General features: G+C 59.8%; 20 protein-coding genes. 9 read left to right on the forward strand and 11 right to left on the reverse strand.

Features of this window, described 5'->3' with window-relative positions:
- The first annotated feature begins 31 nt into the window (after positions 1-31).
- The 4 genes from ACA063_RS13140 (at position 32) to ACA063_RS13155 (ending at position 5,629) form a co-directional block, all read left to right on the forward strand.
- Positions 32-796, forward strand: a complete 765-nt coding sequence (locus tag ACA063_RS13140; RefSeq protein WP_497666216.1) for an ArsR/SmtB family transcription factor — start codon at positions 32-34, stop codon at positions 794-796.
- 77 nt (positions 797-873) lie between these two features.
- Complete coding sequence (locus tag ACA063_RS13145) at positions 874-3,459, forward strand: bifunctional diguanylate cyclase/phosphodiesterase (protein ID WP_497666217.1); 2,586 nt, start codon at positions 874-876, stop codon at positions 3,457-3,459.
- Positions 3,460-3,569: 110 nt separating this feature from the next.
- Positions 3,570-4,790: a putative DNA modification/repair radical SAM protein gene (locus ACA063_RS13150; protein WP_497666218.1), complete on the forward strand. Its 1,221-nt coding sequence runs from the start codon at positions 3,570-3,572 to the stop codon at positions 4,788-4,790.
- Positions 4,787-5,629: a TIGR03915 family putative DNA repair protein gene (locus tag ACA063_RS13155; protein ID WP_497666219.1), complete on the forward strand. Its 843-nt coding sequence runs from the start codon at positions 4,787-4,789 to the stop codon at positions 5,627-5,629. The genes ACA063_RS13150 and ACA063_RS13155 overlap by 4 nt, the downstream gene beginning before the upstream one ends.
- A 53-nt stretch (positions 5,630-5,682) precedes the next feature.
- On the opposite strand, the gene ACA063_RS13160 is transcribed toward ACA063_RS13155, so the two are convergent.
- The 5 genes from ACA063_RS13160 to ACA063_RS13180 all read right to left on the reverse strand — a co-directional run bounded on the left by ACA063_RS13160 (position 5,683) and on the right by ACA063_RS13180 (position 12,023).
- Positions 5,683-6,702 carry a branched-chain amino acid aminotransferase gene (locus ACA063_RS13160; protein WP_497666220.1) on the reverse strand — a complete coding sequence of 340 codons (1,020 nt, stop codon included), beginning with the start codon at positions 6,700-6,702 and terminating at the stop codon, positions 5,683-5,685.
- A gap of 355 nt (positions 6,703-7,057) precedes the next feature.
- Entirely contained in the window at positions 7,058-8,440 is a 1,383-nt protein-coding gene (lpdA, locus tag ACA063_RS13165; RefSeq protein WP_497666221.1) for a dihydrolipoyl dehydrogenase, read from the reverse strand.
- A gap of 9 nt (positions 8,441-8,449) precedes the next feature.
- The gene (locus tag ACA063_RS13170) at positions 8,450-9,727 is read right to left on the reverse strand and encodes a dihydrolipoamide acetyltransferase family protein (protein WP_497666222.1); all 1,278 of its coding nucleotides are present in this window, start codon (positions 9,725-9,727) and stop codon (positions 8,450-8,452) included.
- Positions 9,728-10,786 (reverse strand): alpha-ketoacid dehydrogenase subunit beta, encoded by a 1,059-nt coding sequence (locus ACA063_RS13175; protein WP_045057695.1) that lies wholly within the window; start codon positions 10,784-10,786, stop codon positions 9,728-9,730.
- A gap of 1 nt (position 10,787) precedes the next feature.
- Positions 10,788-12,023: a 3-methyl-2-oxobutanoate dehydrogenase (2-methylpropanoyl-transferring) subunit alpha gene (locus ACA063_RS13180; protein ID WP_162439979.1), complete on the reverse strand. Its 1,236-nt coding sequence runs from the start codon at positions 12,021-12,023 to the stop codon at positions 10,788-10,790.
- A 185-nt stretch (positions 12,024-12,208) separates the two neighbouring features.
- Between ACA063_RS13180 and bkdR the strand changes: the two genes are divergently transcribed.
- The gene (gene bkdR / locus ACA063_RS13185) at positions 12,209-12,697 is read left to right on the forward strand and encodes a Bkd operon transcriptional regulator BkdR (protein ID WP_162439980.1); all 489 of its coding nucleotides are present in this window, start codon (positions 12,209-12,211) and stop codon (positions 12,695-12,697) included.
- 189 nt (positions 12,698-12,886) lie between these two features.
- Here bkdR and ACA063_RS13190 read toward each other — a convergent pair whose 3' ends face one another.
- Positions 12,887-13,750, reverse strand: a complete 864-nt coding sequence (locus tag ACA063_RS13190) for an MBL fold metallo-hydrolase (RefSeq protein WP_497666223.1) — start codon at positions 13,748-13,750, stop codon at positions 12,887-12,889.
- Between the two features lie 159 nt (positions 13,751-13,909).
- Between ACA063_RS13190 and ACA063_RS13195 the strand changes: the two genes are divergently transcribed.
- From ACA063_RS13195 to nahK, 4 genes are all read left to right on the forward strand, one after another.
- Positions 13,910-14,716, forward strand: a complete 807-nt coding sequence (locus ACA063_RS13195; protein ID WP_497666224.1) for a sulfite exporter TauE/SafE family protein — start codon at positions 13,910-13,912, stop codon at positions 14,714-14,716.
- A 173-nt stretch (positions 14,717-14,889) separates the two neighbouring features.
- Positions 14,890-16,074 (forward strand): porin, encoded by a 1,185-nt coding sequence (locus ACA063_RS13200; protein ID WP_497666225.1) that lies wholly within the window; start codon positions 14,890-14,892, stop codon positions 16,072-16,074.
- 313 nt (positions 16,075-16,387) lie between these two features.
- Positions 16,388-17,551 carry a nitric oxide-sensing protein NosP gene (gene nosP, locus ACA063_RS13205; RefSeq protein ID WP_497666226.1) on the forward strand — a complete coding sequence of 388 codons (1,164 nt, stop codon included), beginning with the start codon at positions 16,388-16,390 and terminating at the stop codon, positions 17,549-17,551.
- Positions 17,520-20,114, forward strand: coding sequence for a hybrid sensor histidine kinase/response regulator NahK/ErcS' (nahK, locus tag ACA063_RS13210; RefSeq protein ID WP_497666520.1), 2,595 nt, complete (start codon positions 17,520-17,522; stop codon positions 20,112-20,114). Before nosP ends, nahK begins: the two co-directional genes overlap by 32 nt.
- Positions 20,115-20,426: 312 nt before the next feature.
- Here the strand turns inward: nahK and ACA063_RS13215 are convergent, their stop codons facing one another.
- The 5 genes from ACA063_RS13215 to ACA063_RS13235 all read right to left on the reverse strand — a co-directional run bounded on the left by ACA063_RS13215 (position 20,427) and on the right by ACA063_RS13235 (position 24,447).
- Complete coding sequence (locus tag ACA063_RS13215; RefSeq protein ID WP_162439985.1) at positions 20,427-21,092, reverse strand: response regulator; 666 nt, start codon at positions 21,090-21,092, stop codon at positions 20,427-20,429.
- Between the two features lie 56 nt (positions 21,093-21,148).
- Entirely contained in the window at positions 21,149-21,706 is a 558-nt protein-coding gene (locus ACA063_RS13220; protein ID WP_162439986.1) for a PQQ-dependent catabolism-associated CXXCW motif protein, read from the reverse strand.
- Between the two features lie 253 nt (positions 21,707-21,959).
- Positions 21,960-22,751 (reverse strand): ABC transporter permease, encoded by a 792-nt coding sequence (locus ACA063_RS13225; RefSeq protein WP_497666227.1) that lies wholly within the window; start codon positions 22,749-22,751, stop codon positions 21,960-21,962.
- Complete coding sequence (locus ACA063_RS13230; RefSeq protein WP_497666228.1) at positions 22,748-23,491, reverse strand: ABC transporter ATP-binding protein; 744 nt, start codon at positions 23,489-23,491, stop codon at positions 22,748-22,750. The genes ACA063_RS13225 and ACA063_RS13230 overlap by 4 nt, the downstream gene beginning before the upstream one ends.
- Positions 23,488-24,447 carry a YVTN family beta-propeller repeat protein gene (locus ACA063_RS13235; RefSeq protein ID WP_497666229.1) on the reverse strand — a complete coding sequence of 320 codons (960 nt, stop codon included), beginning with the start codon at positions 24,445-24,447 and terminating at the stop codon, positions 23,488-23,490. Before ACA063_RS13235 ends, ACA063_RS13230 begins: the two co-directional genes overlap by 4 nt.
- Between the last annotated feature and the right edge of the window lie 15 nt (positions 24,448-24,462).

The following is a 24,462-nucleotide window of genomic DNA, read 5'->3' on the forward strand; positions in this document are numbered from 1 at the left end:
GGAACGGCCTTGATTCGTCCGGGAGCGAAATATGAACGTAGAACACCATGACATCGGCATCTCACACGTCGCTGCAGCCATTGCGGAGCCGGCGCGGACGAAAATCCTCTGTTCATTGATGGACGGCCACGCGCGGACCAGCACCGAGCTGGCGACGATTGCCGAGGTCAGTGCGTCCACGGCCAGTGCGCATCTGGCCAGGCTCAAGGAGCTGGCGCTGGTGCGGTTGCACATTCAGGGGCGGCATCGCTATTACAGCCTGGCCGACAAGCGAGTTGCCCAGGCGCTGGAAGCGTTGATGGTGATCAGCCAGAACGCCGCGCCAACCTTTAGTCCGCGCACGCCGGATCGCCTGCAATTTGCCCGCACCTGTTATGACCACATGGCCGGTACGCTGGCGGTGCTGCTGCATGACCGGATGCTCGAGGCGGGTTGGCTGGTGGCGACCGACGAAGAGGACTATCAGTTGAGCGAGCGGGGCGAAGGGGCGTTCGAGGGCTTGGGCATTGAAGTCAAGGCACTGGCTCTGTTGCGCCGTCGATTTGCTTGTCCCTGTCTGGACTGGAGCATGCGGCGCCCGCATCTGGGCGGCGCGCTGGGTGCGGCCCTGCTGCAAACGGCGATCAAGCGCAAATGGGTGACGCAGGACCTGGATAGTCGGGCATTGGCGTTGACGGCGGTGGGGCGCAAGGCAATCAGCAGCCGGTTTGATGTTGAACTGCCTCCTCCAGCGAGAGCCGGTCAGGTCTTGCCAGACGAGTCAAAACGGCGCGTCACCGTCAGTTCCACGCCTTAGGCGCTGTCTCATCATTTTGCTAACGCAGCCGATAGCCTTCTATGTCACCGAATTGCTACATCAATCAGAAGGCAACCATGACGCCGAAACTCGATTCAAACGGTGTCGCCCGCGCCGATACCTCGAGCTTGTCGCTGGCGCGAACCTCCCTGCTCAAATTTGTGGGTTTATTGGCCGCGGTGTTTTTACTTGCCAGCTACTCACTGTTTTATCTGGCCCGTGACCTGGACCGAACGGAACAACGGGAAAGTGCTTTCTACACGCAGAAGGCTGTGCAAGCGCTGGAAAAATCATCGCGCTCGACTATTAAGGATTACGCGTTTTGGGGCGATGCCTACCGAAACCTGCATGTCGAAGTGGACGCCGACTGGGCTTTCACGCGGCAAAATGTGGGACCGACGCTTTATACGGATTTTGGATTTCGGGGGCTGTTCGTTGTCAACGATGCCAATCGCACGGTCTATTCAGTCGTTAACGGTGAGCTTGAGGCTGTAGAAGTCGGAGACTGGCTCCAGCAGTCCGTGTCGGACATTCTCGATAAAGCCCGCGCAGGGGCCGAAACTGAAACGACGATCACAACTTTTATAAACGTGGGAGGGGTGCCAGCGCTTGTCGCAGCCGCCGCGATCACACCGGGCACCGACCCGACAGTGATGCGTGATGACCGGCTGCCCTCGGTGCTGATTTTCGTAGACTTTCTGGACCGCGCCAAGCTCGAGTCGATAGGCAGTGATTTCGGCGTGGAAGACTTGCACGTCGCCACTGACGACGAAGTCGGCGGGACGCCGGCCTTTCCATTGGGCGCAGACGGTTCCGCCGGCAGTTTGCGCTGGACGCCGGAGAAGCCCGGACGGCGATTACTGGGGACAGGACTGCCATTTATCGGTCTCGGTGCACTTCTGGTGGGCTTTATGACCTTCGTCATTTTGCGTCGCACGACCGCAGGAGCACTCGCGCTGGACGCGAGCTATGCCTCTCTGCAGAACAGCCAGGACTCACTCGCCATCAGCGAAGCACGTTTTCGCGACGTCGTTGAAGCCAGTTCAGACTGGGTGTGGGAAATTGACGAGGACTGGCGTTTCACCTATTTGTCCGAACGATTCGAAGTCGTCACAGGGCTCACCAGGGCCGCCTGGATCGGTCAGGCGATCAATGATCTGTTGAGCACTGAACTGGGGTCATTGTCCCAGTGGCTCGCTATCCCGAATCGACGCCCTGCTATCAGCCTCCTGTGCCAATACGTTGATACCAAGGGGCGGGAGCGCATCACGCGGCTTTCAGCGCGAGGTATGCCGATTAAAGGGTTCCGCGGCACGGCGACGGACGTGACCGAAGAAGTCGAAGCCCGTAGGCGAATCGAGTTTCTCTCTCAGCACGACGCCCTGACTGGCTTACCCAACCGAACACGTCTACGGGAGTTTCTGGACGGTAAACTCAAGGCGATGCCGACCGTCGAGCAACCTTTGGTGATGCTCAGCCTGGACCTGGATAGATTCAAGCCGGTGAATGACTTGCTCGGGCATGCGGCAGGTGACCTGGTACTCAACGAAGTGTCGAGCCGCCTGGCAGACTGTGTTCGTCACGGGGATCTGGTTGCTCGCGTCGGCGGAGACGAATTCGTGCTGATCCTCACCGACATGAGCTCCCAGGAAGAGGTCGAGGCACTCTGTCAGCGCCTCATAGACTCTATCGAAGGCCCTATAAGGATTGATGATCAGGAAGTGTTCGTCAGTGCCAGTATGGGGATCGCGATGGCACCCAATGACGCCTGCGAGGCTGCTGAATTGCTTCGTTATGCGGATATTGCACTGTACGAGGCCAAGACCGGAGGTCGGAACACCTGGCGATTCTACGCGGGCGACATGAACATCCGGATAATCGAACGTCGTGGTCTGGAAAACGATTTGCGATTTGCCATTAAGCACGGTGAACTGCGGCTGCATTTCCAGCCCCGCTATCGAATCGCTGACGGCCAGATGGTGGGCGCCGAAGCGTTGGTGCGCTGGCAGCATCCTGTGCGAGGTTTGATACCACCTGACGTATTTATCCCTATTGCCGAGGAGTCCGGGCTGATCCTTTCCCTGAGTAACTGGGTGCTCGATGCGGCGTGCAGTAGCGCTGCACGCTGGCCAAAAAATCTGTTCGTGTCAGTCAACCTGTCACCTACCGAATTCAAGCGCGGCAATCTGGTGGAGCGGGTTCAGAAAGCACTGCACAGTTCTGGAATCAACCCTGCCCGAGTAGAGCTTGAGATTACTGAGAGCGTCATGCTTGAAGACACCGAGGGTGCTCTTGAGGTGATGCACACACTGAAACGCCTTGGGTTGCGGATCGCCATGGACGATTTCGGGACGGGTTATTCATCGTTGAGCTACCTGCGGGCATTCCCGTTCGACGGGTTGAAAATAGACCGCAGCTTCCTGAGCAGGCTCGACGAAAGCGACGATGACAAGGCTATCATCCAGGCAATTGTAGGGCTGGGGCGCGCTTTATCGCTTACGGTCACGGCAGAGGGCATCGAAACGGCCGAACACCTGAACTTGCTCAAAACAGTCTCGTGTGACGAAGGTCAGGGGTACTACCTGAGTTGCCCTCTGGATGACAGTAAGTTCAATGCACTGGTTGGCATTGCTGCCAGTGCCGATGTCGAGAACAGCGTGTAGCCCGCGTTTCTGGATTCAACGGCCCACAATCAGACCAAGGGCTGTTTGATGGCTTGTTCCTGGAGTATCGAACCTATACTGTATATCCAAACAGTAAGTGGCGTGCCCCCATGGAACTCATCGACAAACTCAGCATTCTCGCCGACGCCGCCAAATACGACGCGTCCTGCGCCAGCAGTGGTGCGCCGAAGCGCAGTTCCGAGGGCAAAAGTGGTGTGGGCTCGACCAACGGGATGGGTATCTGCCACAGCTACACGCCAGATGGGCGCTGCGTATCCCTGCTGAAAATCCTGCTGACCAATTTCTGCCTCTATGACTGTCAGTACTGCGTCAACCGCCGGTCCAGCGACGTGCCGAGGGCGCGGTTCACGCCAGAAGAAGTGGTCACGCTGACCCTGGATTTCTATCGACGCAATTGCGTCAGCGGGTTGTTTCTCAGCTCGGGGATCATTCGTTCGGCGGATTACACCATGGAGCAGCTGATTCGCGTGGCGAAGTCGCTTCGTGAAGACCATGAGTTTCGCGGTTATATCCACCTCAAGACGATTCCCGAAGCCGACCCGGCGTTGATCGAGCAAGCCGGGCGCTATGCCGACCGGCTGAGCGTCAACATCGAGCTGCCCACGGATGCCAGCCTGCAAACCCTGGCCCCGGAAAAACAGCTGGGCTCGATCAAGCAGGCGATGCAGACCATCTATACCGGCGTTCAAACCGTGTTGAACGAGCCCAGATCGCCGAAGTTCGCCCCGGCCGGGCAGAGCACCCAAATGATTGTCGGCGCCGATGACACCGATGACAGCACCATTCTTCACAGCGCCCAGGCGCTTTACGGCAACTTCCGTCTGCGCCGTGTGTATTACTCGGCATTCAGTCCGATCCCCAACAGCCCCAAGAGCGTGCCGCTGGCCGCGCCGCCCCTGATGCGTGAACACCGTCTGTACCAGGCCGATTTTCTGTTGCGCAGCTACGGTTTTACCGCGGGTGAGTTGTTCAAAGGGCCCGGGCACCTGGCCTTGGACATTGATCCAAAGCTGGCCTGGGCGCTGCAGAATCGGGAAGTTTTTCCGCTGGACCTCAACAGTGCCGAGCCCTCGTTGATCGCGCGCATCCCCGGGATCGGCCTGCGCACTGCCGAACGGCTGGTGGAACTGCGCCGTCAGCGACGCATCCGCTATGAAGACCTGGCGCGCATGCGCTGCGTGCTGACCAAAGCCAAACCCTTCTTTATCACCAGCGATTACCATCCGCAGCAGGCCGAAGTCACCAGTCATCTGCTCTATCAACAACTGCGCGACCGGCCGCAGCCGCAGCAAATGGGGTTGTGGGGATGATCCATCTTGATTGCGATGACCTCTTCGATACCTGGCGCGGGCAGGCGCGCTGGCTGCTGAGTCATGAAGTTGATCCGAGCCAGGTGAGCTGGGCCAGTGAGGGCGTGTCGGATTTGTTCGGCAGCGATGACGTGCTGCCCAAGACACAGGGCCCGTTTCTGGCTCGGATACCGCGAACGCTGCTCGACACGCTTGAGCGCGCGGCGCGTTATCGCGGCGATCAGCGTTGGAGCCTGCTGTATGAAGTGCTGTGGCGAGTCAGCCACGGTGACCGTACAGCGATAATGGCTGGCGATAAACTAGGCAGTGAATTACAGAGAAGAATCAAACAGATACAGCGGGAATCTCATCATTTACATGCATTTGTGAGGTTCGTTGCGATGCCTGAAAACGAAGGCCCGCAGTACGTGGCCTGGCATGAGCCGGCCCATGACATCCTCCACAGCGCCAGCGAACATTTCATTGGTCGCATGGGGCGCGATCGCTGGATGATCGCAACGCCCAGGGACGGGGTTTACTACGACGGCCAGCAGTTGATCCACCAGCGCCAGTGTCCGGTGGAATGGCAGCAACTGGCGCAAAACGTCGAAGACCCGCACAGCGACATGTGGCTGACGTACTACAGCCACATTTTCAACCCGGCACGGCTCAACCCGACTGTCATGCAAGGGCATCTGCCGGCGCGATTCTGGAAGAATCTGCCTGAGGGGGCATTGATCCCCGGGTTGATTTCCCAGGCGAGAACCGGCAAGCAGCAAGACGGCCAAGCCAGCGGAATCAAGGGCAGGGCGGGTAAACGCATCGGGGCGGGCGCCCACAAGCAAGATCAGGGCTCATAAAAAACCCTCCATTGCCGAGGCAGATGGAGGGTTTCGATGGCGCGGGTGTCAGGTCAGACTTTGACGATCCAGCCGGCTGGCGCTTCGATGTCGCCGGTTTGCACACCGGTCAGCTCTTTGTAGAGCTTCTGGGTGACCGGGCCGACTTCGGTTTCGCTGTGGAATACGTGCAGCTTGTCGTTGTAGTTGATGCCGCCGATTGGTGTGATCACCGCAGCGGTACCGCAAGCACCGGCTTCCTTGAAGTCGGACAGCTTGTCGATGAACACATCACCTTCGATCACTTCCATGCCCAGGCGCGATTGTGCCAGTTCGATCAACGACAGACGGGTGATGCCCGGCAGCACGGAAGGCGACTTCGGTGTGACGAACTTGTTGTCGTGGGTGATACCGAAGAAGTTGGCCGAACCGACTTCTTCGATTTTCGAGTGGGTCATCGGGTCCAAGTAGATGCAGTCGGCAAAGTGCGCCTTCTTGGCCTGGGAACCTGGCATCAGGCTGGCGGCGTAGTTGCCACCGACCTTGGCCGCGCCGGTGCCTTGAGGGGCGGCACGGTCGAAGCTGGAGATCAGGAAGTTGTGCGGAGTCAGGCCGCCCTTGAAGTAGGCGCCGACCGGAATGCAGAAAATCGAGAAGATGAACTCGGGGGCGGTACGCACGCCGATGTTGTCACCCACGCCGATCACGAACGGACGCAAATACAGCGCGCCGCCGGTGCCGTAAGGCGGAATGAAACGCTCGTTGGCGCGAACCACTTCCTTGCAGGCTTCGATGAACTGCTCGGTTTCCACGAACGGCATCAGCAGACGTGCGCAGCTACGCTGCATGCGCAGGGCGTTCTGGTCCGGGCGGAACAGGTTGATCGAGCCGTCCTTGCAACGATAGGCCTTCATGCCCTCGAAGCATTGCTGACCATAGTGAAGCGCAGTGGAGCCTTCGCTGATGTGCAGCACGTTATCTTCGGTCAGGGTGCCTTTGTCCCAGGAACCGTCACGCCAGTACGACAAGAAACGCTTGTCTGTCTTGATGTAGTCAAAACCCAGCTTGTCCCAATTGATGCTTTCGTTACCCATGACACCCTCTATCACTGAACAACCGCCAAAGCGGTTCAAGGCTTCTGACGTTTTTTTGGATGGGGACAACAATACTTCATTCCGGGCCTGTTTCGCAGCCCGGACTATCGGATGACAGACAGATAAATCGAGTGGACCTCAAGAAATCGCCAGCAGGCTAGCTCCCACAGGAGAACGCATTCCAAATGTGGGAGCTAGCCTGCTAGCGATGAGGCCATCTCTGCCAACATCCATTGTTTTGAATCACAGATGCAATGCATACCCCAAGGCTAGCTCCCACAGGAGAACGCATTCCAAATGTGGGAGCTAGCCTGCTAGCGATGAGGCCATCTCTGCCAACATCCATTGTTTTGAATCACAGATGCAGCGCATGGCCAAGGGCACGCAGCGCGGCTTCCTGGACGGCTTCACCGAGCGTCGGATGCGCATGGATGGTGCCCGCGATGTCTTCCAGTCGTGCACCCATTTCCAGGCTCTGGCCGAACGCGGTCGACAACTCCGACACACCGACACCCACCGCCTGCCAGCCGACGATCACATGGTTGTCACGCCGCGCTACGACCCGGACGAAGCCGCTTTTCGACTCCAGTGTCATTGCTCGGCCATTGGCGGCGAACGGGAAGCTGGAAACGATGCAATCCAGGCCAGCAGCCTTGGCGTCATCCGGCGTCTTGCCAACCACCACCAGCTCCGGGTCGGTAAAGCACACGGCGGCGATAGCGGTCGGGTTGAACTCGCGGGATTTGCCGCTGATCAGTTCGGCGACCATCTCGCCTTGAGCCATTGCCCGGTGGGCCAGCATCGGTTCGCCACTCAAGTCACCAATGGCGTACACGTTGCGCATGCTGGTCTGGCAGCGATTGTCGATCTTGATCGCGGAGCCGTTCATGTCCAGATTCAGCGCTTCCAGGTTGAAACCCTGGGTATTGGGTTTGCGCCCGACCGCGACCAGTACCTGATCGGTTTCAAGGCTGACAGTGCCGCCGTTCGGGTCACGAACCTTAAGAAAATATTCTTGTGAATCAAAGGCTTCAACGCTGTGCTTCAAGTAAAGCTTTACGCCAAGTTTTTTCAGTTCTTCGTGAACTGGTTGGGTCAGTTCCGCGTCATACGCGGGCAAGATGCGATCCTGCGCCTCGACCACGCTGACGTCCGCACCCAGCTTGCGATAAGCAATTCCCAGTTCCAGGCCGATGTAACCGCCACCCACGACGATCAGACGCTTGGGCACGGACGTCGGCGCCAGGGCTTCAGTGGAGGAAATGACCGGCCCGCCAATCGGCAGCATTGGCAGGTTCACGCTTTTCGAACCCGTGGCCAGCACCAGGTGCTCGCAATGGATCCGCGTATCGCCCACTTCGACGGTCTTGCCGTCGATGATGCGGGCCCAGCCTTCAATGACCTGTACCTTGTTCTTTTTCAGCAGGGCAGCAACGCCGGTGGTAAGGCGATCAACGATGCCGTCTTTCCATTCGACACTCTTGCCGATGTCCAGGCTTGGTGCCGAAACGCTGATCCCCAGCGCTGAATGCTCACTGTGGTGCCGGGTCTGGTGAAACTGCTCGGCCACATGGATCAGCGCCTTGGACGGAATGCAGCCGATGTTCAGGCAAGTACCGCCCAGCGATTGGCCTTCCACCAGAAGGGTCGGAATGCCCAGTTGGCCCGCACGAATAGCCGTGACATAGCCGCCGGGACCGCCACCGATGATCAGCAGTGTTGTGTTTAGAGTTTGCATTGCAGTTCCTTACTCCACGAACAGGGTGGCGGGTTGTTCGAGCAGGCCACGTACGGCCTGGATGAATTGCGCCGCGTCCATGCCATCGACCACGCGATGATCGAAGGAGCTGGAGAGGTTCATCATCTTGCGAATCACGATCTGGCCTTTGATGACCATCGGACGTTCGACGATCTTGTTCACGCCGACGATAGCCACTTCCGGCAGGTTCAGTACCGGAGTGCTGACAATGCCGCCCAGTGCACCCAGGCTGGTCAAGGTAATGCTCGAACCGGACAGTTCGTCCCGGTTGGCCTTGCCGGTGCGCGCGGCGGTCGCCAGGCGTGAGATTTCGGTGGCGTTGTCCCACAAGCTGCGGGCTTCCGCATGACGCACCACCGGAACCATCAAGCCGATGTCGGCTTGGGTGGCGATGCCCACATGCACGGCGCCGAGGCGGGTGATGACCTGGGCTTCGTCGTCGTAACGGGCGTTGATTTGCGGGAAATCCCGCAGGGCGACAACCAGGGCGCGAACCAGGAACGGCAGCAAGGTCAGTTTGCCGCGAGTCGCACCGTGTTTCTCGTTCAGGTGGGCGCGCAGTTCTTCCACCGCAGTGACGTCGATTTCCTCGACATAACTGAAGTGTGCGGCGCGTTGAGTAGCGTCCTGCATGCGTTGGGCAATCTTGCGTCGCATGCCGATGACCGGAATCTGCTCTTCGTCGTTACGCTGGGCGTAAGCGGTGGAAACGCTGGAGGCATTCGACTGTCCCTGAGCCAGATAGGCGTCCAGATCGTCGTGCAGTACCCGGCCCGCAGGGCCGGTGCCACGCACCAGACGCAGTTGAATGCCAAGGTCCAGTGCATGTTTGCGAACGGCCGGGGACGCCAGCGGGCGCTCATCGGCCTCGCGAGCAACCATCGGGCCTTGGGCGACAGCAGGGCGCGGCGCTGCAGCCGCGACCGGTTTGCTCGCCACCACGGCTTCGACTTTGCTGGCCGCAACAGGGGCTTCTTTAACGACAGCCGCCGCAGGTTGGGCAGACTCTTTAACGTTGCCCGCGCCTTCGACTTCAATGCTGATCAGGATGCTGCCAACGGCCATGACTTCGCCTGGCACACCGCCCAGCGCAATCACTTTGCCGTGAACCGGCGATGGAATATCGACCATCGCCTTATCGGTCATGACATCCGCCAGTACCTGATCTTCTACGACCAGGTCACCGACCTTGACGTGCCACACCGACAACTCGACTTCTGCAATGCCTTCGCCAATGTCCGGCATCTTGATAACGTGCGTGCCCATTCAGACCTCCATAACCCGATGCAAAGCCGCGCCCACACGGGTCGGACCAGGGAAATACGCCCACTCTTGCGCGTGCGGGTAAGGGGTGTCCCAACCGGTGACGCGTTCGATAGGCGCTTCTAGGTAATGGAAGCAGTGCTCTTGCACCAACGCGGCCAGTTCAGCGCCGAAACCGCAGGTACGGGTCGCTTCGTGAACGATGACGCAACGGCCGGTTTTCTTCACGGACTTGACGATGGTTTCCAGGTCCAGCGGCCACAGGCTGCGCAGGTCGATGACTTCAGCGTCGATCCCGGTTTCTTCAGCAGCCACTTGCGACACATACACCGTGGTGCCGTAAGTCAGGATGGTCACGTCCTTGCCCGGACGGGCAATGGCTGCGACGTCCAGCGGCACGGTGTAGTAGCCGTCAGGCACTTGTGCCGAAGGGTGTTTCGACCACGGGGTTACCGGGCGGTCGTGATGACCGTCGAACGGGCCGTTGTACAGGCGTTTCGGCTCGAGGAAGATCACCGGGTCATCGTTTTCGATGGAGGCGATCAGCAGGCCTTTGGCGTCGTACGGGTTGGAAGGCATGACGGTGCGCAAGCCGCAGACCTGAGTGAACATCGCTTCGATGCTCTGGCTGTGGGTCTGGCCGCCGTAGATGCCGCCGCCGCAAGGCATGCGCAGGGTCATCGGAGCGGTAAATTCGCCCGCCGAGCGGTAGCGCAAGCGGGCGGCTTCGGAAATGATCTGGTCCGATGCCGGGTAAACGTAATCGGCGAACTGGATCTCCGCCACTGGCCGCAGACCGTAGGCGCCCATGCCTACGGCAACGCCGACGATGCCGCTTTCGGAAATAGGTGCGTCGAACACCCGCGAGGTGCCGTACTTGGTCTGCAGACCCTCGGTGCAACGGAACACGCCGCCGAAATAACCGACGTCCTGGCCGAAGACCACAACGTTGTCATCACGTTCAAGCATCACATCCATGGCCGAGCGCAGGGCCTGGATCATGGTCATGGTGGTCGTGGTCATGGCGGTTTCCAGCTCGATATTGTTGTTGTGATCGTTCATGTCAGATCCCCAACTCTTGACGCTGGCGCTTCAAGTGCTCCGGCATCTCTTTATAAACGTCTTCGAACATGGTCGCGGCGCTTGGAATCTGGCCACCGGCCAGGGTGCCGAACTTCTCGGCTTCTTTCTGCGCGGCGATCACTTCGGCTTCCAGTTCGGCGCTGACTGCGACGTGTTCCTCTTCGGACCACTGACCGATTTTCACCAGGTGCTGCTTGAGGCGCGCAATCGGGTCGCCTAACGGGAAGTAGCTCCAGTCGTCGGCAGGACGGTATTTGGAAGGATCATCGGAGGTGGAGTGCGGACCGGCACGGTAGGTGACCCACTCGAGCATGGTCGGCCCGAGGTTGCGGCGCGCACGTTCGGCGGCCCAGGCGGACGCGGCATAGACCGCGACGAAATCGTTGCCATCGACCCGCAGGGAGGCAATCCCGCAGCCAACGCCACGACCGGCAAAGGTAGTGGCTTCGCCCCCGGCGATGGCCTGGAAGGTGGAAATGGCCCATTGGTTGTTGACCACGTTCAGGATCACTGGGGCGCGGTAAACGTGGGCGAAGGTGAGGGCGGTGTGGAAGTCGGATTCGGCGGTGGCGCCGTCGCCGATCCAGGCCGAGGCGATTTTGGTGTCGCCCTTGATCGCCGAGGCCATGCCCCAGCCCACGCCCTGTACGAATTGAGTGGCGAGGTTGCCGGAAATGGTGAAGAACCCGTGATCGCGGACCGAGTACATGATCGGCAGTTGGCGGCCCTTGAGGGGATCGCGTTCGTTGGAGAGCAGTTGGCAGATCAGGTCTACCAAGGGCACTTCCCGCGCCATCAGAATGCTCTGCTGGCGATAAGTCGGGAAGCACATGTCGTCAATGTTCAAGGCCAGGGCCTGGGCGCTGCCAATGGCTTCTTCGCCGAGGCTTTGCATGTAGAACGACATTTTTTTCTGACGCTGGGCGACCACCATGCGGTTGTCGAAGATGCGCGTCTTGAGCATGGCACGCATGCCTTTGCGCAGGATCTCGACCGGAACCCCTTCAGCCCATGGGCCGAGGGCGTTGCCTTCGTCATCGAGGACGCGAATCAAGCCCTTGGCCAGGTCGGCCGTGTCGGCAGGTTCTACGTCAATAGGGGGTTTGCGCACCGTACCGGCGTCGGTCAGACGCAAGTAGGAGAAGTCGGTTTTGCACCCTGGACGGCCCGAGGGTTCGGGAACGTGCAGGCGCAGCGGTTCGTACGCTTGGTTCATGGCTTCTACGCTCGATCTTGTGAATTTCTTGTAGTGAGCTGACCGTCTTTCTTCTGTGGAAGAAATCTTGTCCTACAACAATCATAGGCCGGCGCAAGAAGAATATTTCTCTCTGTTTCGTTGCGCTTGAGATCATTTGAGGATAAAAAATCTGCATAAACATAAAAAACAGGTGTTTTTGTCTCATGCGCAAACTGGACCGTACCGATATCGGCATTCTCAACAGCCTTCAGGAGAATGCACGCATCACCAACGCCGACCTTGCCCGCTCGGTCAACCTGTCCCCGACGCCGTGCTTCAATCGGGTCAAGGCCATGGAGGAATTGGGGCTCATTCGCGAGCAAGTGACGTTGCTGGATGCCGAGTTGCTGGGGCTGCACGTCAACGTGTTCATCCACGTCAGCCTGGAGAAACAGGTGGAAGAGGCACTGCAGCATTTCGAAGAGGCGATTTCGGATCGCCCGGAGGTGATGGAGTGTTACTTGATGGCGGGCGATCCGGACTATTTGATTCGGGTGCTGGTACCGACCATTCAGTCGCTGGAACGCTTCATGATGGATTTTTTGACCAAGGTGCCTGGGGTGGCGAACATCCGCTCGAGCTTTGCGCTCAAGCAGGTGCGCTATAAAACGGCGCTGCCATTGCCGGCCAACGGCTTGACCCTGACCAGTTGAAACTCCTGTGGCCTGACCTAACCCCTGTAGGAGCTGTCGAGTGAAACGAGGCTGCGATCTTTTGATTTGCTTTTAAAAACAAGATCAAAAGATCGCAGCCTCGTTTCACTCGACAGCTCCTACAGGGTCGCGTGCAATCGTGGCTTCACGGAGGTACTCGCCCCCTGTCGAACCTGCGATCTAATGATCTCAAAGCTTGTTGATCGGAATCTTCAAGTACGTCACGCCATTACTTTCCGCCGGCGGCAGATTCCCTGCCCGCACATTCACCTGAATCGCCGGCAACAACAGGTTCGGCATGCCCAAACCCGCATCGCGCTGATTGCGCATGGCAACAAACGCGGCTTCATCGATACCGTCACGCACATGGATATTGCTTTTGCGCTGCTCGCCGACCGTGGTCATGCACTGGGGCTCGCGATCCTCGGGCGGGTAGTCGTGGCACACGTACAGGCTGACGCTGGCCGGGAATGCCAGCAGTTTGTGGATCGAGGTAAACATCTGGTGGGCATCGCCACCGGGAAAGTCGCAGCGGGCAGTGCCGACATCCGGCATGAACAGCGTGTCGCCCACCAGAATCATCGTGCTGTCGACCAGGTAGGCCATGTCCGCTGGGGTATGCCCGGGTACATGCAGGGCCTTGGCCTTGAGATTGCCGATCATGAACGATTCGTCCGCCGCAAACAGATGGTCGAACTGCGAACCATCGACGCGAAATTCCGGCTCCAGATTGAACAGGCCCTTGAACACATCCTGAACCTTTCTGATTGTCTGACCAATCGCGATCTTGCCGCCCAGTTCCCGACGCAAATAGAACGCGGCAGACAGGTGATCGGCGTGAGCATGGGTCTCCAGCAACCACTGCACCTGCAGCTGATGCTCGCGCACGAAAGCCACGATCCGGTCGGCCTGCACGGTACGGGTCCGACCTGCCGCCGCGTCATAATCAAGCACGGGGTCGACGATGGCGCAGGCACTGCCATCGTGTTCGTAAATCACGTAGCTGTAGGTCGATGAGGCGGGGTCTAGAAAAGCTTCAATCTGGGCAGGCATGATGGCCGGTTCTTCGTGGGACACCTGTTGAGCGTAGAGTCATTTGCACCGGCTTGACCAGCCCTGGTCAATTCAGTGAAGGAAAAAAGCCGTGGGGGCTCTATCCTGTAAACCAATCGATACCGGGCGTTCCCGGCTTTTCATGGATCTCGGGTTTTTATGTTGCTGGCAAGTTTTTTTGGTGTGGTGATGGGGCTGGTACTTGGATTGACCGGGGCCGGAGGCGGGATTCTTGCGGTGCCCGCGCTCGTGCTGGGCATGGGCCTGACGATGACGCAAGCCGCCCCCGTTGCGTTGTTCGCCGTGGGCAGCGCAGCGGCGGTGGGCGCCATCGACGGTCTGCGTCATGGACTGGTGCGCTATCGCGCGGCGCTGTTGATTGCATTGCTGGGCGCACTGTTTTCGCCACTCGGCATCTTCTTCGCCCATCAGTTGCCGGAAAAGATCCTGATGATCCTGTTCAGCCTGCTGATGATCATGGTCGCCTGGCGCATGCTGCGCCGCGAGCGTCACGAAGAAGGACCGAGCGACCACGGCCACGCCAACTGGGGACAGAAAAACTGCATGCTCGACCAGCAGACCGGGCGGTTTTCCTGGACCGCCAAATGCACCGCGACCCTGGCGGCGCTGGGTGCGGTGACTGGCGTCGTCTCCGGGCTGCTCGGCGTCGGGGGCGGGTTTCTGATAGTCCCGGCGTTCAAGCAATTGACCGACGTGCAGATGCGCGCAATCGTCGCGACCTCCTTGATGGTGATCAGCCTGATCTCGGTCATCGGGGTCATTGGCGCGTTCCACGCCGGCGTCCGGATCGACGCCAGCGGCGGCGCATTCATTGTCGCCAGCATTGTCGGCATGATCATCGGTCGACGCCTCTGCGCGCGAGTCCCGGCCCGTGGCTTGCAGATCGGTTTCGCCAGTCTGTGTGTCCTGATAGCGGCCTGCATGTTGTACCGGGCGAGCGTCTGACAGTCTTACACCCATGGTCCCGGGCCCTGTCGCGGCCCGGTCTTACGCCGAACATGCCGCGCCGCACCGGCCAACCCAAAGCACTTCATAACCGCCTCCAAGGCAGCGTATGACGCCGCCGGTCAGCTTTCGATAATCGCCTCCGACATCCAGTCCACGTTGCGGAGCGCGTCATGCACAACAATAAGAATTTCAAGCATCGTTACTTGCCTGCCTTGATTGCCAGCCTGTCGACCCTGGGTTTGGCCCCGATGGCCGAGGCCGAGATCATGCTGTACGACAAGGACCAGACGACCTTTTCCACGGACGGCTACATCAACGCCTTCTACGTGAACAGTGACGTGGACCGCGCCGGCGACCAATACGACCGTCGACAGTCGCGCGTGAAGATGGGGTTCCTGCCCAACTACCTGGGCTTCAACATGGGCAAGCAGATCGATGACTTGAAGCTCGGTGCGCGCGCTTCATTCTGGGTGACCATCAACGACAGCGAGACCAACGGCACCGACACCGCCATCGATGTGCGGCAGTTCTACGGCACGGTGGCCAACCCCGAGTGGGGCGAAGTGCTGATCGGCAAGGACTTCGGTCTGTTTGCGCGCTCCAACATCCTGCTGGATGAACTGCTCGCCGGTTATGGCCAGGTCAGCGATACGCTGGGCCTGGTGGATGGCGGCGGCGTGTCGTTCGGCAACATCGGCACCGGTTATCCGTACCCGTTTCCCACCTCACAGATCACCTACCGCACGCCGGTGATGGACGGCTTGCGGGTGGCGGTGGGGATCATGGACCCGGTCGACACCAACGACAGCAGCCCGACCGGCAAGGCCTACCAGGAAAACCCGCGCACCGAGAGCGAGATCACCTATCAGTTCGACCTCGCCGGGGCGAAGATTTATAGCTGGGTCAACGGCAGCTACCAGACCTCGGACAATACCGATTCCAGCGTTGAATCCGTGACCTCCAAAGGTGTCGGTTACGGCGTGCAGGCGAAGATGGGCGGTTTGTCCCTCACCGGTTCGGGCTTTCAGGCGAAGGGCATCAACCCGTTCTACACCAACAACGCCGGCGAACCGACGTTGCGCAACATCGACAGCGACGGCTATTTGCTTCAGGGCTCGTACAAGCTGGGCAAGAATCGCCTCGCCTTGTCCTACGGCAAGACCAAGGACGACGGCAACGGCGCGGTCGGCAGCGGCGCAGACTACGAAACCCGCGGTGTCGCGCTGTTCCATGACGTCAACGACAACCTCAAACTGGTCGCCGAGTACAACCAGTTCGAAATCAACGGCCACGACACCGATGCGCAGAATGAAGACACCGATACCTTCGCCGTGGGGGCGGTGCTGACCAGGTAACGCCCAAACAACACAGGCCCCTGTAGCAGCTGCCGAGCCTGCGAGGCTGCGTCCGGCTGCGAAGCAGTCGTAAAACCAGTCCAATGCGGTGTGTCAGATAACCCTCGCGCGCAGGGTTTACGACTGCTGCGCAGCCGGACGCAGCCTCGCAGGCTCGGCAGCTGCTACAGGGACGATGCGACGGTGCGACGGGGTGCGGAGGTGCTTGCTCTCATCCCATCGAAGTGCCTACCCGCTACCCAAGTAGCATAGGTCGCGCTCCCGGGCCTTCGTACACTCGAACCTCATACACGCGCACCTGCGGGAGGCGACAATGCAGCAGGTCGGGAATGAAGGTGTGGTCAGTGCGATGTCCCAGGCCACCGATGCGCAGCAAGTTGCCCAGGAGCTGGCGCGACAGCTGTTGCACCCGCATTTGGGCTTCGTGCTGTTTTTCTGTTCCGCCGAGTACGACCTCCAGGCGCTGGGGCAGGCATTGCAACAAAGCTTCGGCGGCATTCGCCTGGTGGGCTGCACCAGTGCCGGGGAAATCACGCCGCTGGGTTACGGGCGCAATTGCGTCACGGCGGTGGGTTTCGATCACCGGCACTTTTCCATCGACGCCGAACTGATCGACGAGATGGAGCGCTTCAGCCTGATCGACGCTCAGCAGATGGTCGAACGGCTGGTGAGTGGCTGTCGCAGCAACACCCTGGCGCCGATCAAGGGCAACAGCTTCGCCCTGACCTTGCTCGACGGCTTGTCCAGCCGTGAAGAAATGGTCCTTGGCGCCCTGAGTGCAGCGTTGGGCGACATCCCGCACTTCGGCGGCTCAGCCGGTGACGACAACTACCTGACCCACACCCACGTCTACTTCGGGGGCGAATTTCACAGCGGTGCGGCGGTGGTGGTGCTGGTCAACACCTGGCTGGACTTTGAAGTGTTCACCACCCACCACATTTTGCCCCGCGCCGAAAAACTCGTGGTGACAGGGGCCGACAGTGCGTCCCGTCGGGTCTTCGAGCTCAATGCCGAACCCGCCGCCGAGGAGTACGCACGGCACATCGGTGTCCCTGTGGCTGAACTGGATCATCGAGTGTTCGCGGCGCACCCGCTGGCGGTGCGGATCAACGATCAGTACTACGTTCGGGCGATCCAGCAGGTGCATTCGGACCTGAGCCTGAGTTTTTACTGCGCGGTGGAAAACGGCATCGTTCTCACCGTCATGGCGCCGGGGCCGATGCTGCCCAACCTGCAAAACCTGTTCGAAGGCTTGCACGAGCGACTGGGTGATCTGCTACTGACCCTCGGCTGCGATTGCTTTCTACGGCGCATGGAGCTGGAAAACAGCGGCAGTCTGGAGCAAGTCGGCGCGTTTTTGCGCGACCAGCGGGTGATGGGTTTCAACACCTACGGAGAACAGTTCAATGGCATGCACATCAACCAGACCTTCACCGGCGTTGCCATTGCCCGGGGCCGATCCCCTGGCCACCGTTGAGCTCCAGGCCCAACTCGCCAGCCTGCGCCGTGAAAATCACAAACTGCAGCGCATCAACAGTGCGCTGATCGAGCGTATCGAATCGGGCGCCACGCGCGGCAATGACCCCTACGCGGCGTTCCAGCATTCGGTGGTGCTTGCCGAACAGGTGCGCGAGCGCACCGACGCGTTGAACCAGGCCATGGCCGAACTCAAGTCCGGCAATCACCTGCTCAGCGACGCGCGCCTGCGAGCGGAGACTGCCCATCAACATTTGATCGACGCCATCGAAAGCATTTCCGATGCGTTTGTGTTGTTCGATGCCGATCAGCGAATTGTCTTGTTCAACAGCCGCTTCAAGGCGTTCTGGGGCAACAGCCGGGTGCGCATCAACGCCGGCATGCGCCTGGCCGAAGTCAAACGCTTGATGAGTGCCACCGGTTTGTTTACCGAAGAGCCTCGCGGCCATGCCGACGAAAACCTGCTCTATCGCCTGCAAGACGGGCGCTGGCTTCAAGTCAGTGAACGGCCGACCCAGGAGGGTGGACGGGTGATCCTCTTCACCGACATTACCGACGTCAAACTCAGCGAAACGATGCGCCGCGAACAAGCCGTGGCGCAGAAATCCCACTTGCTGCAACGGGCGGTCGACAACCTGTCTCAAGGCGTGGCCATGGTCAACGCCGAGGGCGTGCTGGAACTGTGGAACCGGCGGTTTCTTGAACTCAGCGGTCTCGCGCCGGTGGCCGCCCATCGTCCATTTGCCGAGGTGATCGCCGACAGCGAATTGAACCTGCTGACGCCGGCCAGTCGCGACATCAACGGCCGACCGGTGCAGGAGTGCGAGCAACGCCTTTACGATGGCCGCGTGCTGGAAATTCGCACCCATCCATTGCCCACAGGGGGCTTCGTCAACACCTTCACCGACATCACCGAGCGCTATCAGCACGCCGAAGCGCTGAGCGAAAGCGAGCGCTGGATTCGCCTGATCACCGACCACGTACCGGCATTGATCGCCTACCTGAATGCCGATCTGGTCTATGAATTCACCAATAAAGTCTACGAACAATGGTACTGCTGGCCACGGGGCGTGATGCTCGGCCAGAGCCTGCGCGAAGTGCACAGCGAGCAGCATTACCAACGCCTGGAAGCCTACGTCGCCAGGGCGCTGGCGGGTGAAAGCGTGACGTTCGAATTTGCCGAAACCAACATCAACAATCAGGAGCGCTACATGCTGCGCTCCTATGTACCCAATCGCCTGGCCACCGGAGAGGTGGTGGGGATTTTCGTGTTGATCCGTGACATCACCGAGCGCCGCCGCACCGCCGAGGCATTGCACCAGGCATATCAGAATCTCGAACTTCGGGTGCGGGAACGCACGGCGGAACTGACCACCCTCAACGACCAGCTGCTGCGGGAAATAGACGAACGTCGGCGGGTCGAGTCGCGTTTGCGCGAAGCGAAGCTGGAAGCCGAACAAGCCAACCTGTCGAAGACCAAGTTTCTCGCTGCTGTCAGCCATGACCTGCTGCAACCGCTGAACGCGGCGCGGCTGTTTACCAGTGCATTGCTGGAGCGCCGGGAGCCGATGGCCAACGAAATCCTGGTGCGCAACGTCAGCAACTCGCTTGAGGACGTGGAAAACCTGCTGGGCACACTGGTGGACATTTCAAAGCTGGATGCCGGGGTGATCAAAGCCGACATTGCGCCGTTCGCCCTCAGCGAGCTCCTGGAAAACCTGGCCGCCGAATACACACAGGTCGCGCTCAGCGAGGGGCTGGAACTGCATTTCATTGGCTGCTCGGCGCTGGTGCGCAGTGACATCCAGTTGCTTGCCAGGATCTTGCGCAACCTGCTGAGCAACGCCATTCGCTACACCTACAGCGGGCGAGTGGTGCTGGGCTGCCGACGTCATCACCAGCGCTTGTCGATCGAGGTGTGGGACAGCGGGATGGGCATTGCGGAAAATCGGCTGGAAGAGATTTTCCAGGAGTTCAAGCGTGGAGACGTGCAACGGCCGGATCAGGATCGTGGCCTGGGTTTGGGCCTGGCGATCGTGGAAAAAATTGCCGGGATTCTCGGGCATCGCATTCACGTGCGTTCGTGGCCGGGCAGGGGCTCGATGTTTTCCGTTGAGGTGCCGCTGAGCGCCACCGCGCCAAAGGCGCTGCCCAGTCTGTTGATGAGTGAGCCGATGCTGGAGCGCCTGCGCGGGGCGCGAGTGTGGGTGCTGGATAACGATGCCGCCATTTGCGCCGGCATGCGCACCTTGCTGGAAGGCTGGGGCTGTGTGGTGGTGACGGCGTTGTCGGAACAGGACCTGGCACGCCAGGTGGACAACTATCATGACCAGGCGGATTTGTTGATTGCCGACTATCACCTTGATGACGACCAGAACGGCGTCGACGCCGTGGCCCGAATCAATGCCCGACGGGCCAGCGCAATACCGGCGATGATGATCACCGCCAACTACAGCAACGAGCTGAAACTGCAAATCCGTGAACTGGGCCATACGCTGATGCACAAACCGGTCAGGCCGATGAAGCTGAAGACGGCAATGAGTCATTTGCTCGGCAGGCCTTGAGTTCTGCAGTGCTTTGGCCGGCGTCATCGCTAGCAGGCTAGCTCCCACATGGGGTCTTGGTCGTGCACAAACTCTGCGTTCAATGCCGATCAATGTGGGGAGAGGGCGAAGAGTTACTTGCTCGGCCAAAACCGATAACCCAGGCCAATCACAACCTGTTGCAGCTGGCGACCTGTGGCGAGGGGATTTATCCCCGTTCCAGTGCGTAGCGCTGGCAGAAAATCCTGGGGTCGCTTCGCAACCCAACGGGGCGGTGCGACGTTTCGCTAAATCCCCTCGCCACAGGGTTGGTATCGGGGCTGGAGGGCGCGCTCAACGTCGCAGATAAGACCCGAAATCAATATCCCCGGCACTCAGAATCGCCTGCACCCGGTTGTGCACATTGAGTTTGCGCAAGATCGCCGAGACGTGGGCCTTGACCGTGGTTTCGGCGATTTCCAGGGTGTAGGCGATCTGTTTGTTCGATTCGCCCTTGGTCATGCGTTCAAGCACCAGCAATTGCTTGCGGGTCAACGCCTGCAGCAGTTCCGGCGCAAAGCTCGGGTTGTCGTTCATCCGGCGGTGCGTGCCGCTTTTCTGCGTGCGGATGATGTCCGGCGGCAGGTAGACGTTGCCATTGAGGATTTGCTGGATGGCTTCGGTCATCTGCACCCGCGGCGAGGATTTGGTGATGAACCCCACGGCGCCATAGGTGATGGCTTGCAGCACGATCTGTTTGTCCTGCTCGGCCGAGACGATCACCACCGGAATGGTCGGAGCCTCGTTGCGCAGGTTGATCAGGCCGTTGAGGCCGTGCATGCCGGGCATGTTCAGGTCGAGCAGGATCAGGTCCAGGTCATCATGGTCCTGGGTCAGCAGCAGGGCGCTGTCCAGATCGGCAGTTTCCATCACTTCGCTGCCGGGAAATCCGTCGCTGATGACGTTATGAATGGCTTCGCGAAACAGCGGGTGATCATCGGCAATCAGAATTTTGTACATGGCCTTTCACCTCATTATTTTCATTATGGTGTGGCAACAACACGCAAGCGTAAAGTTCAGGGAAAGGGTTCGGGCTGGGCGGCCATCACGGGCAGGTTCGCCGCTTGCCAGGCATCCAGGCCGTCGCGGTACCAATACAGTGTCTTATAGCCCATTGCGGCGGCGCGTTTTACCGCGTTCCAGCTCAGCCAGCAATCGGAGCGGCAATAGAAGACCAGCGGTTGCGCCAGATCTCCCGCGGTCAGTGCCGTCAGGTGACGCGCGAAATAGCCCGCCCACTCGGCGCTCAAGTCGCCGTCGCCGGTGTTCGCCAGCCAGTGGCTACCGGGTACATTTTCGTGGGGCTGATCTTCGATAAATCGCCCTTGCAGCCATTGGCGGCGGTAGACGTCGATCAATACCGGGCGAGGGGTTTGCTTGAGCAAAGCTTGCAGGGCCGTGGTGTCAATGATGGCGGCGCCATCCAGTTGATTCGGTGTCGGACTGCGATAAAGCGCGATGCGATAACCGTCGGAGGAGAACAGCGCGGTTTCGGCATGTGCAACGCCCAGCAGCAGGCTCAGGGACAGCGCGGCAAGAGTGGGACGCAGAAGGCAACGTCGGGCACGCAGCATGGGGTTCAATCCTTATAGTTATGAACCTATTACATGCCAGATGCGGTGCGTTGGGAATGCGACGATAGACAGGTAAACCGGTACTAAAGTAGTAAATGGCCCAACTCTCTCCCTCCCTGTAGGAGCTGTCGAGTGAAACGAGGCTGCGATCTTTTGACGTTGTTTTTTGACGGCAAGATCAAAAGATCGCAGCCTCGTTTCACTCGACAGCTCCTACAGTGATTTGCGGATATCGAAAGATTGAATTACAGGGTCAGGTGGCTTTGCGCAGGGCCGCGTGCTGCGGGTTGAAGGTGAGGACCGCGAGCAGGGCGAATACCAGGGTCAAACCTGCACACACGCCCAAGGCCAGCGGATTGAACCGTTCATACAGCGCAAACCGCACCAGCTCCACCGCATGGGTAAAGGGATTCAACGCACACAACCAGTACAACCACTCGCTGGAGTCACGCATTTTCCACAGCGGATACAACGCCGACGACAGGAAAAACAGCGGGAAGATCACAAAATTCATTACCCCGGCAAAGTTCTCCAGCTGGCGGATGGCGTTCGACAGCAACAGCCCCAGCGCACTCAGCATCAAGGCCACCAGCAACAGCGCCGGCAAGGCAATCAACAAGCCCATCGGCGGCGGTTGCACGCCATACACCCAGGCGATGGCCAGGAAGGCATACACCTGCATCAGCGAAATCAGCGACGTCGCCAGCAGTTTGCTGCAGAGCAGAAACGTCCGGGGCAGGGGGCTGGTCAGCAGCACGCGCATGCTGCCCATTTCCCGGTCATAGACCATCGACAGCGAACCCTGCATGCCGTTGAACAGCAGAATCATGCAAGCAAGCCCCGGGATGATGTACACCTCGTAGGGAATGTAGGTGTCGTAGGGCTCGATGATCGCGATCCCCAGCGCCGCGCGAAAACCGGCCGCGAACACCAGCAACCACAGCAACGGTCGCACCAGTGCACTGAGGAACCGCGTGCGTTGCAGCACGAAGCGCAACCACTCACGCAGCACGATGCCGCTGAAACACTGCCAGTAAGCATTCATCGGACGGCGGCTCCTGAAGGTGATGGCATGGTGAGGCGCGCGAAGGCTGAACCGAGATCGCCGCCATGTTCCAGGCTCAAGGCATCGGCCTGGCCGCTGGCGACCAATCGCCCTTGATGAAGGATCAGCAAGTCATCGCTGGGCTGCACTTCGTCGAGCAGGTGCGTGGTCCAGAGCACGCTGATGCGTTGCTCGCAACAAAGGCTGCGGATGTGTTGATTGAGTGCAAGGCGGCTGGCCGGGTCGAGGCCGACACTGGCTTCGTCGAGCAGCAACAGGCGCGGCTCATGCAGCAGGGCGCGGGCGATTTCCACCCGGCGGCGATGGCCGCCATTGAGTTCGCGCACCCGTTCGCGCCGACGCTCGGTCAATGCCTGTCGCGCCAGTTCAGCGTCCACCCGCAGACCGGTCTGGCGCCGTGACAGGCCATGCAGCGCGGCGTGATAGCGCAGGTTCTGTTCGACGCTGAGGTCCAGGTCCAGGGTGCTTTGCTGGAACACCACGCCCAGCTGTTTGAGCGCCGGGCGCGGCGCGTTGCGCAGTGAACAACCGCCCACCAGAATCTCGCCTCGCTGCAGATCGTAAAGCCGCGTGAGCAAGGCGATCAGCGTCGATTTGCCCGCGCCATTCGGCCCCAGCAGTGCCGCGAAACGCCCCGGCGCCAGGCTGAAACTCACCTGGCGCAGCGCTTCCCGAGCACCGTAGGCAAAGCTCAGCTCGTTGACCTCGAGCGCGTTCATGGCGTGACCACCACGCCCCACGGATAGCGCCCGACCTTGACCGATTTGGTCACCTTGAGGCTGTCGACATCAATCACAGACACATCGCCGCTGACGCCATTGTTAGCCAGCAATTGCTTCTGATCCGGGGTGAACGCCATCTGCCAGACGCGTTTGCCCACCAGCAGGTAATCAAGAATCTCGAAGGTCTTGGCGTCGATGACCGCCACATGATTGGCCGGGCCGAGGGCGACAAAACCGTATTTGCCGTCGGCGCTCAGCTTGATACCCACCGGTTGCACCTTGTCCGGGTGCACACCCTTGATCTGAAAGGTCAGGGTCTTGAGGATCTGGCGAGTCGCGACATCCAGCACCGTGACCGTGCCACCGATCTCTGCCGAGGCCCACAACTGTGAGCCGTCCGGCGCGAACTCGACGAAACGCGGACGTTGGTCCACCAGGGTGCTGTCCGCTAGCGTCTGGGTACTGGTGTCGATCCAGTGCAGCATGTTTGTGGTTTCGCTGGTGTTGACGGCCCACTTGCCGTCCGGACTGACCGCCATGCCTTCGGGCTCGACACCGACGTTGATCTGACTCAGCACCTTGGAGGTTTCAGTGTCGATCACGGTCACCAACGCATCGTCTTCGTTGGAGACGTACAGCCAGCGATTGTTGGGGTGCAGGGCGAATTGCTCGGGGTCTTTGCCGGAAGGCAGCTCCTTGATGATCTTGCGCGTGGCAACGTCCATCACCTGAACCCGGTCCGAGTCGCTGGCGCAGATGTACAGCAGTTTGCTGTCGTGGGACAGCAACAGGCCCCGGGGGCGCTGTCCGACGGGCAGGGTGTCGGTGACTTGCAGGGTCTGCATGTCGATCAGGCTCAGGCTGTTGTCCTTCTCGTTGGAGACCCAGGCGGTGCTGGCCGCGGCGTGCCCGGCGGCGAGCAACAGGGCGCATGAAAGCAGGGTGCGGCGCATGGCGGATTCCTTATT

This window comes from Pseudomonas sp. LBUM1643 (assembly GCF_059716215.1).

What these genes read in the sequence shown, in the direction of transcription:
- ACA063_RS13230 (WP_497666228.1), bottom strand. Translation starts at nt 23,491, where the DNA reads ATGAACGCGCTCGAGGTCAACGAGCTGAGCTTTGCCTACGGTGCTCGG.
- ACA063_RS13190 (WP_497666223.1), bottom strand. Translation starts at nt 13,750, where the DNA reads ATGCCTGCCCAGATTGAAGCTTTTCTAGACCCCGCCTCATCGACCTAC.
- ACA063_RS13160 (WP_497666220.1), bottom strand. Translation starts at nt 6,702, where the DNA reads ATGGGTAACGAAAGCATCAATTGGGACAAGCTGGGTTTTGACTACATC.
- lpdA (WP_497666221.1), bottom strand. Translation starts at nt 8,440, where the DNA reads ATGCAAACTCTAAACACAACACTGCTGATCATCGGTGGCGGTCCCGGC.
- ACA063_RS13155 (WP_497666219.1), top strand. Translation starts at nt 4,787, where the DNA reads ATGATCCATCTTGATTGCGATGACCTCTTCGATACCTGGCGCGGGCAG.
- ACA063_RS13150 (WP_497666218.1), top strand. Translation starts at nt 3,570, where the DNA reads ATGGAACTCATCGACAAACTCAGCATTCTCGCCGACGCCGCCAAATAC.
- ACA063_RS13225 (WP_497666227.1), bottom strand. Translation starts at nt 22,751, where the DNA reads ATGAATGCTTACTGGCAGTGTTTCAGCGGCATCGTGCTGCGTGAGTGG.
- ACA063_RS13195 (WP_497666224.1), top strand. Translation starts at nt 13,910, where the DNA reads ATGTTGCTGGCAAGTTTTTTTGGTGTGGTGATGGGGCTGGTACTTGGA.
- ACA063_RS13200 (WP_497666225.1), top strand. Translation starts at nt 14,890, where the DNA reads ATGCACAACAATAAGAATTTCAAGCATCGTTACTTGCCTGCCTTGATT.
- ACA063_RS13145 (WP_497666217.1), top strand. Translation starts at nt 874, where the DNA reads ATGACGCCGAAACTCGATTCAAACGGTGTCGCCCGCGCCGATACCTCG.
- ACA063_RS13140 (WP_497666216.1), top strand. Translation starts at nt 32, where the DNA reads ATGAACGTAGAACACCATGACATCGGCATCTCACACGTCGCTGCAGCC.
- ACA063_RS13180 (WP_162439979.1), bottom strand. Translation starts at nt 12,023, where the DNA reads ATGAACCAAGCGTACGAACCGCTGCGCCTGCACGTTCCCGAACCCTCG.
- ACA063_RS13170 (WP_497666222.1), bottom strand. Translation starts at nt 9,727, where the DNA reads ATGGGCACGCACGTTATCAAGATGCCGGACATTGGCGAAGGCATTGCA.
- bkdR (WP_162439980.1), top strand. Translation starts at nt 12,209, where the DNA reads ATGCGCAAACTGGACCGTACCGATATCGGCATTCTCAACAGCCTTCAG.
- nosP (WP_497666226.1), top strand. Translation starts at nt 16,388, where the DNA reads ATGCAGCAGGTCGGGAATGAAGGTGTGGTCAGTGCGATGTCCCAGGCC.
- ACA063_RS13215 (WP_162439985.1), bottom strand. Translation starts at nt 21,092, where the DNA reads ATGTACAAAATTCTGATTGCCGATGATCACCCGCTGTTTCGCGAAGCC.
- ACA063_RS13235 (WP_497666229.1), bottom strand. Translation starts at nt 24,447, where the DNA reads ATGCGCCGCACCCTGCTTTCATGCGCCCTGTTGCTCGCCGCCGGGCAC.
- ACA063_RS13175 (WP_045057695.1), bottom strand. Translation starts at nt 10,786, where the DNA reads ATGAACGATCACAACAACAATATCGAGCTGGAAACCGCCATGACCACG.
- ACA063_RS13220 (WP_162439986.1), bottom strand. Translation starts at nt 21,706, where the DNA reads ATGCTGCGTGCCCGACGTTGCCTTCTGCGTCCCACTCTTGCCGCGCTG.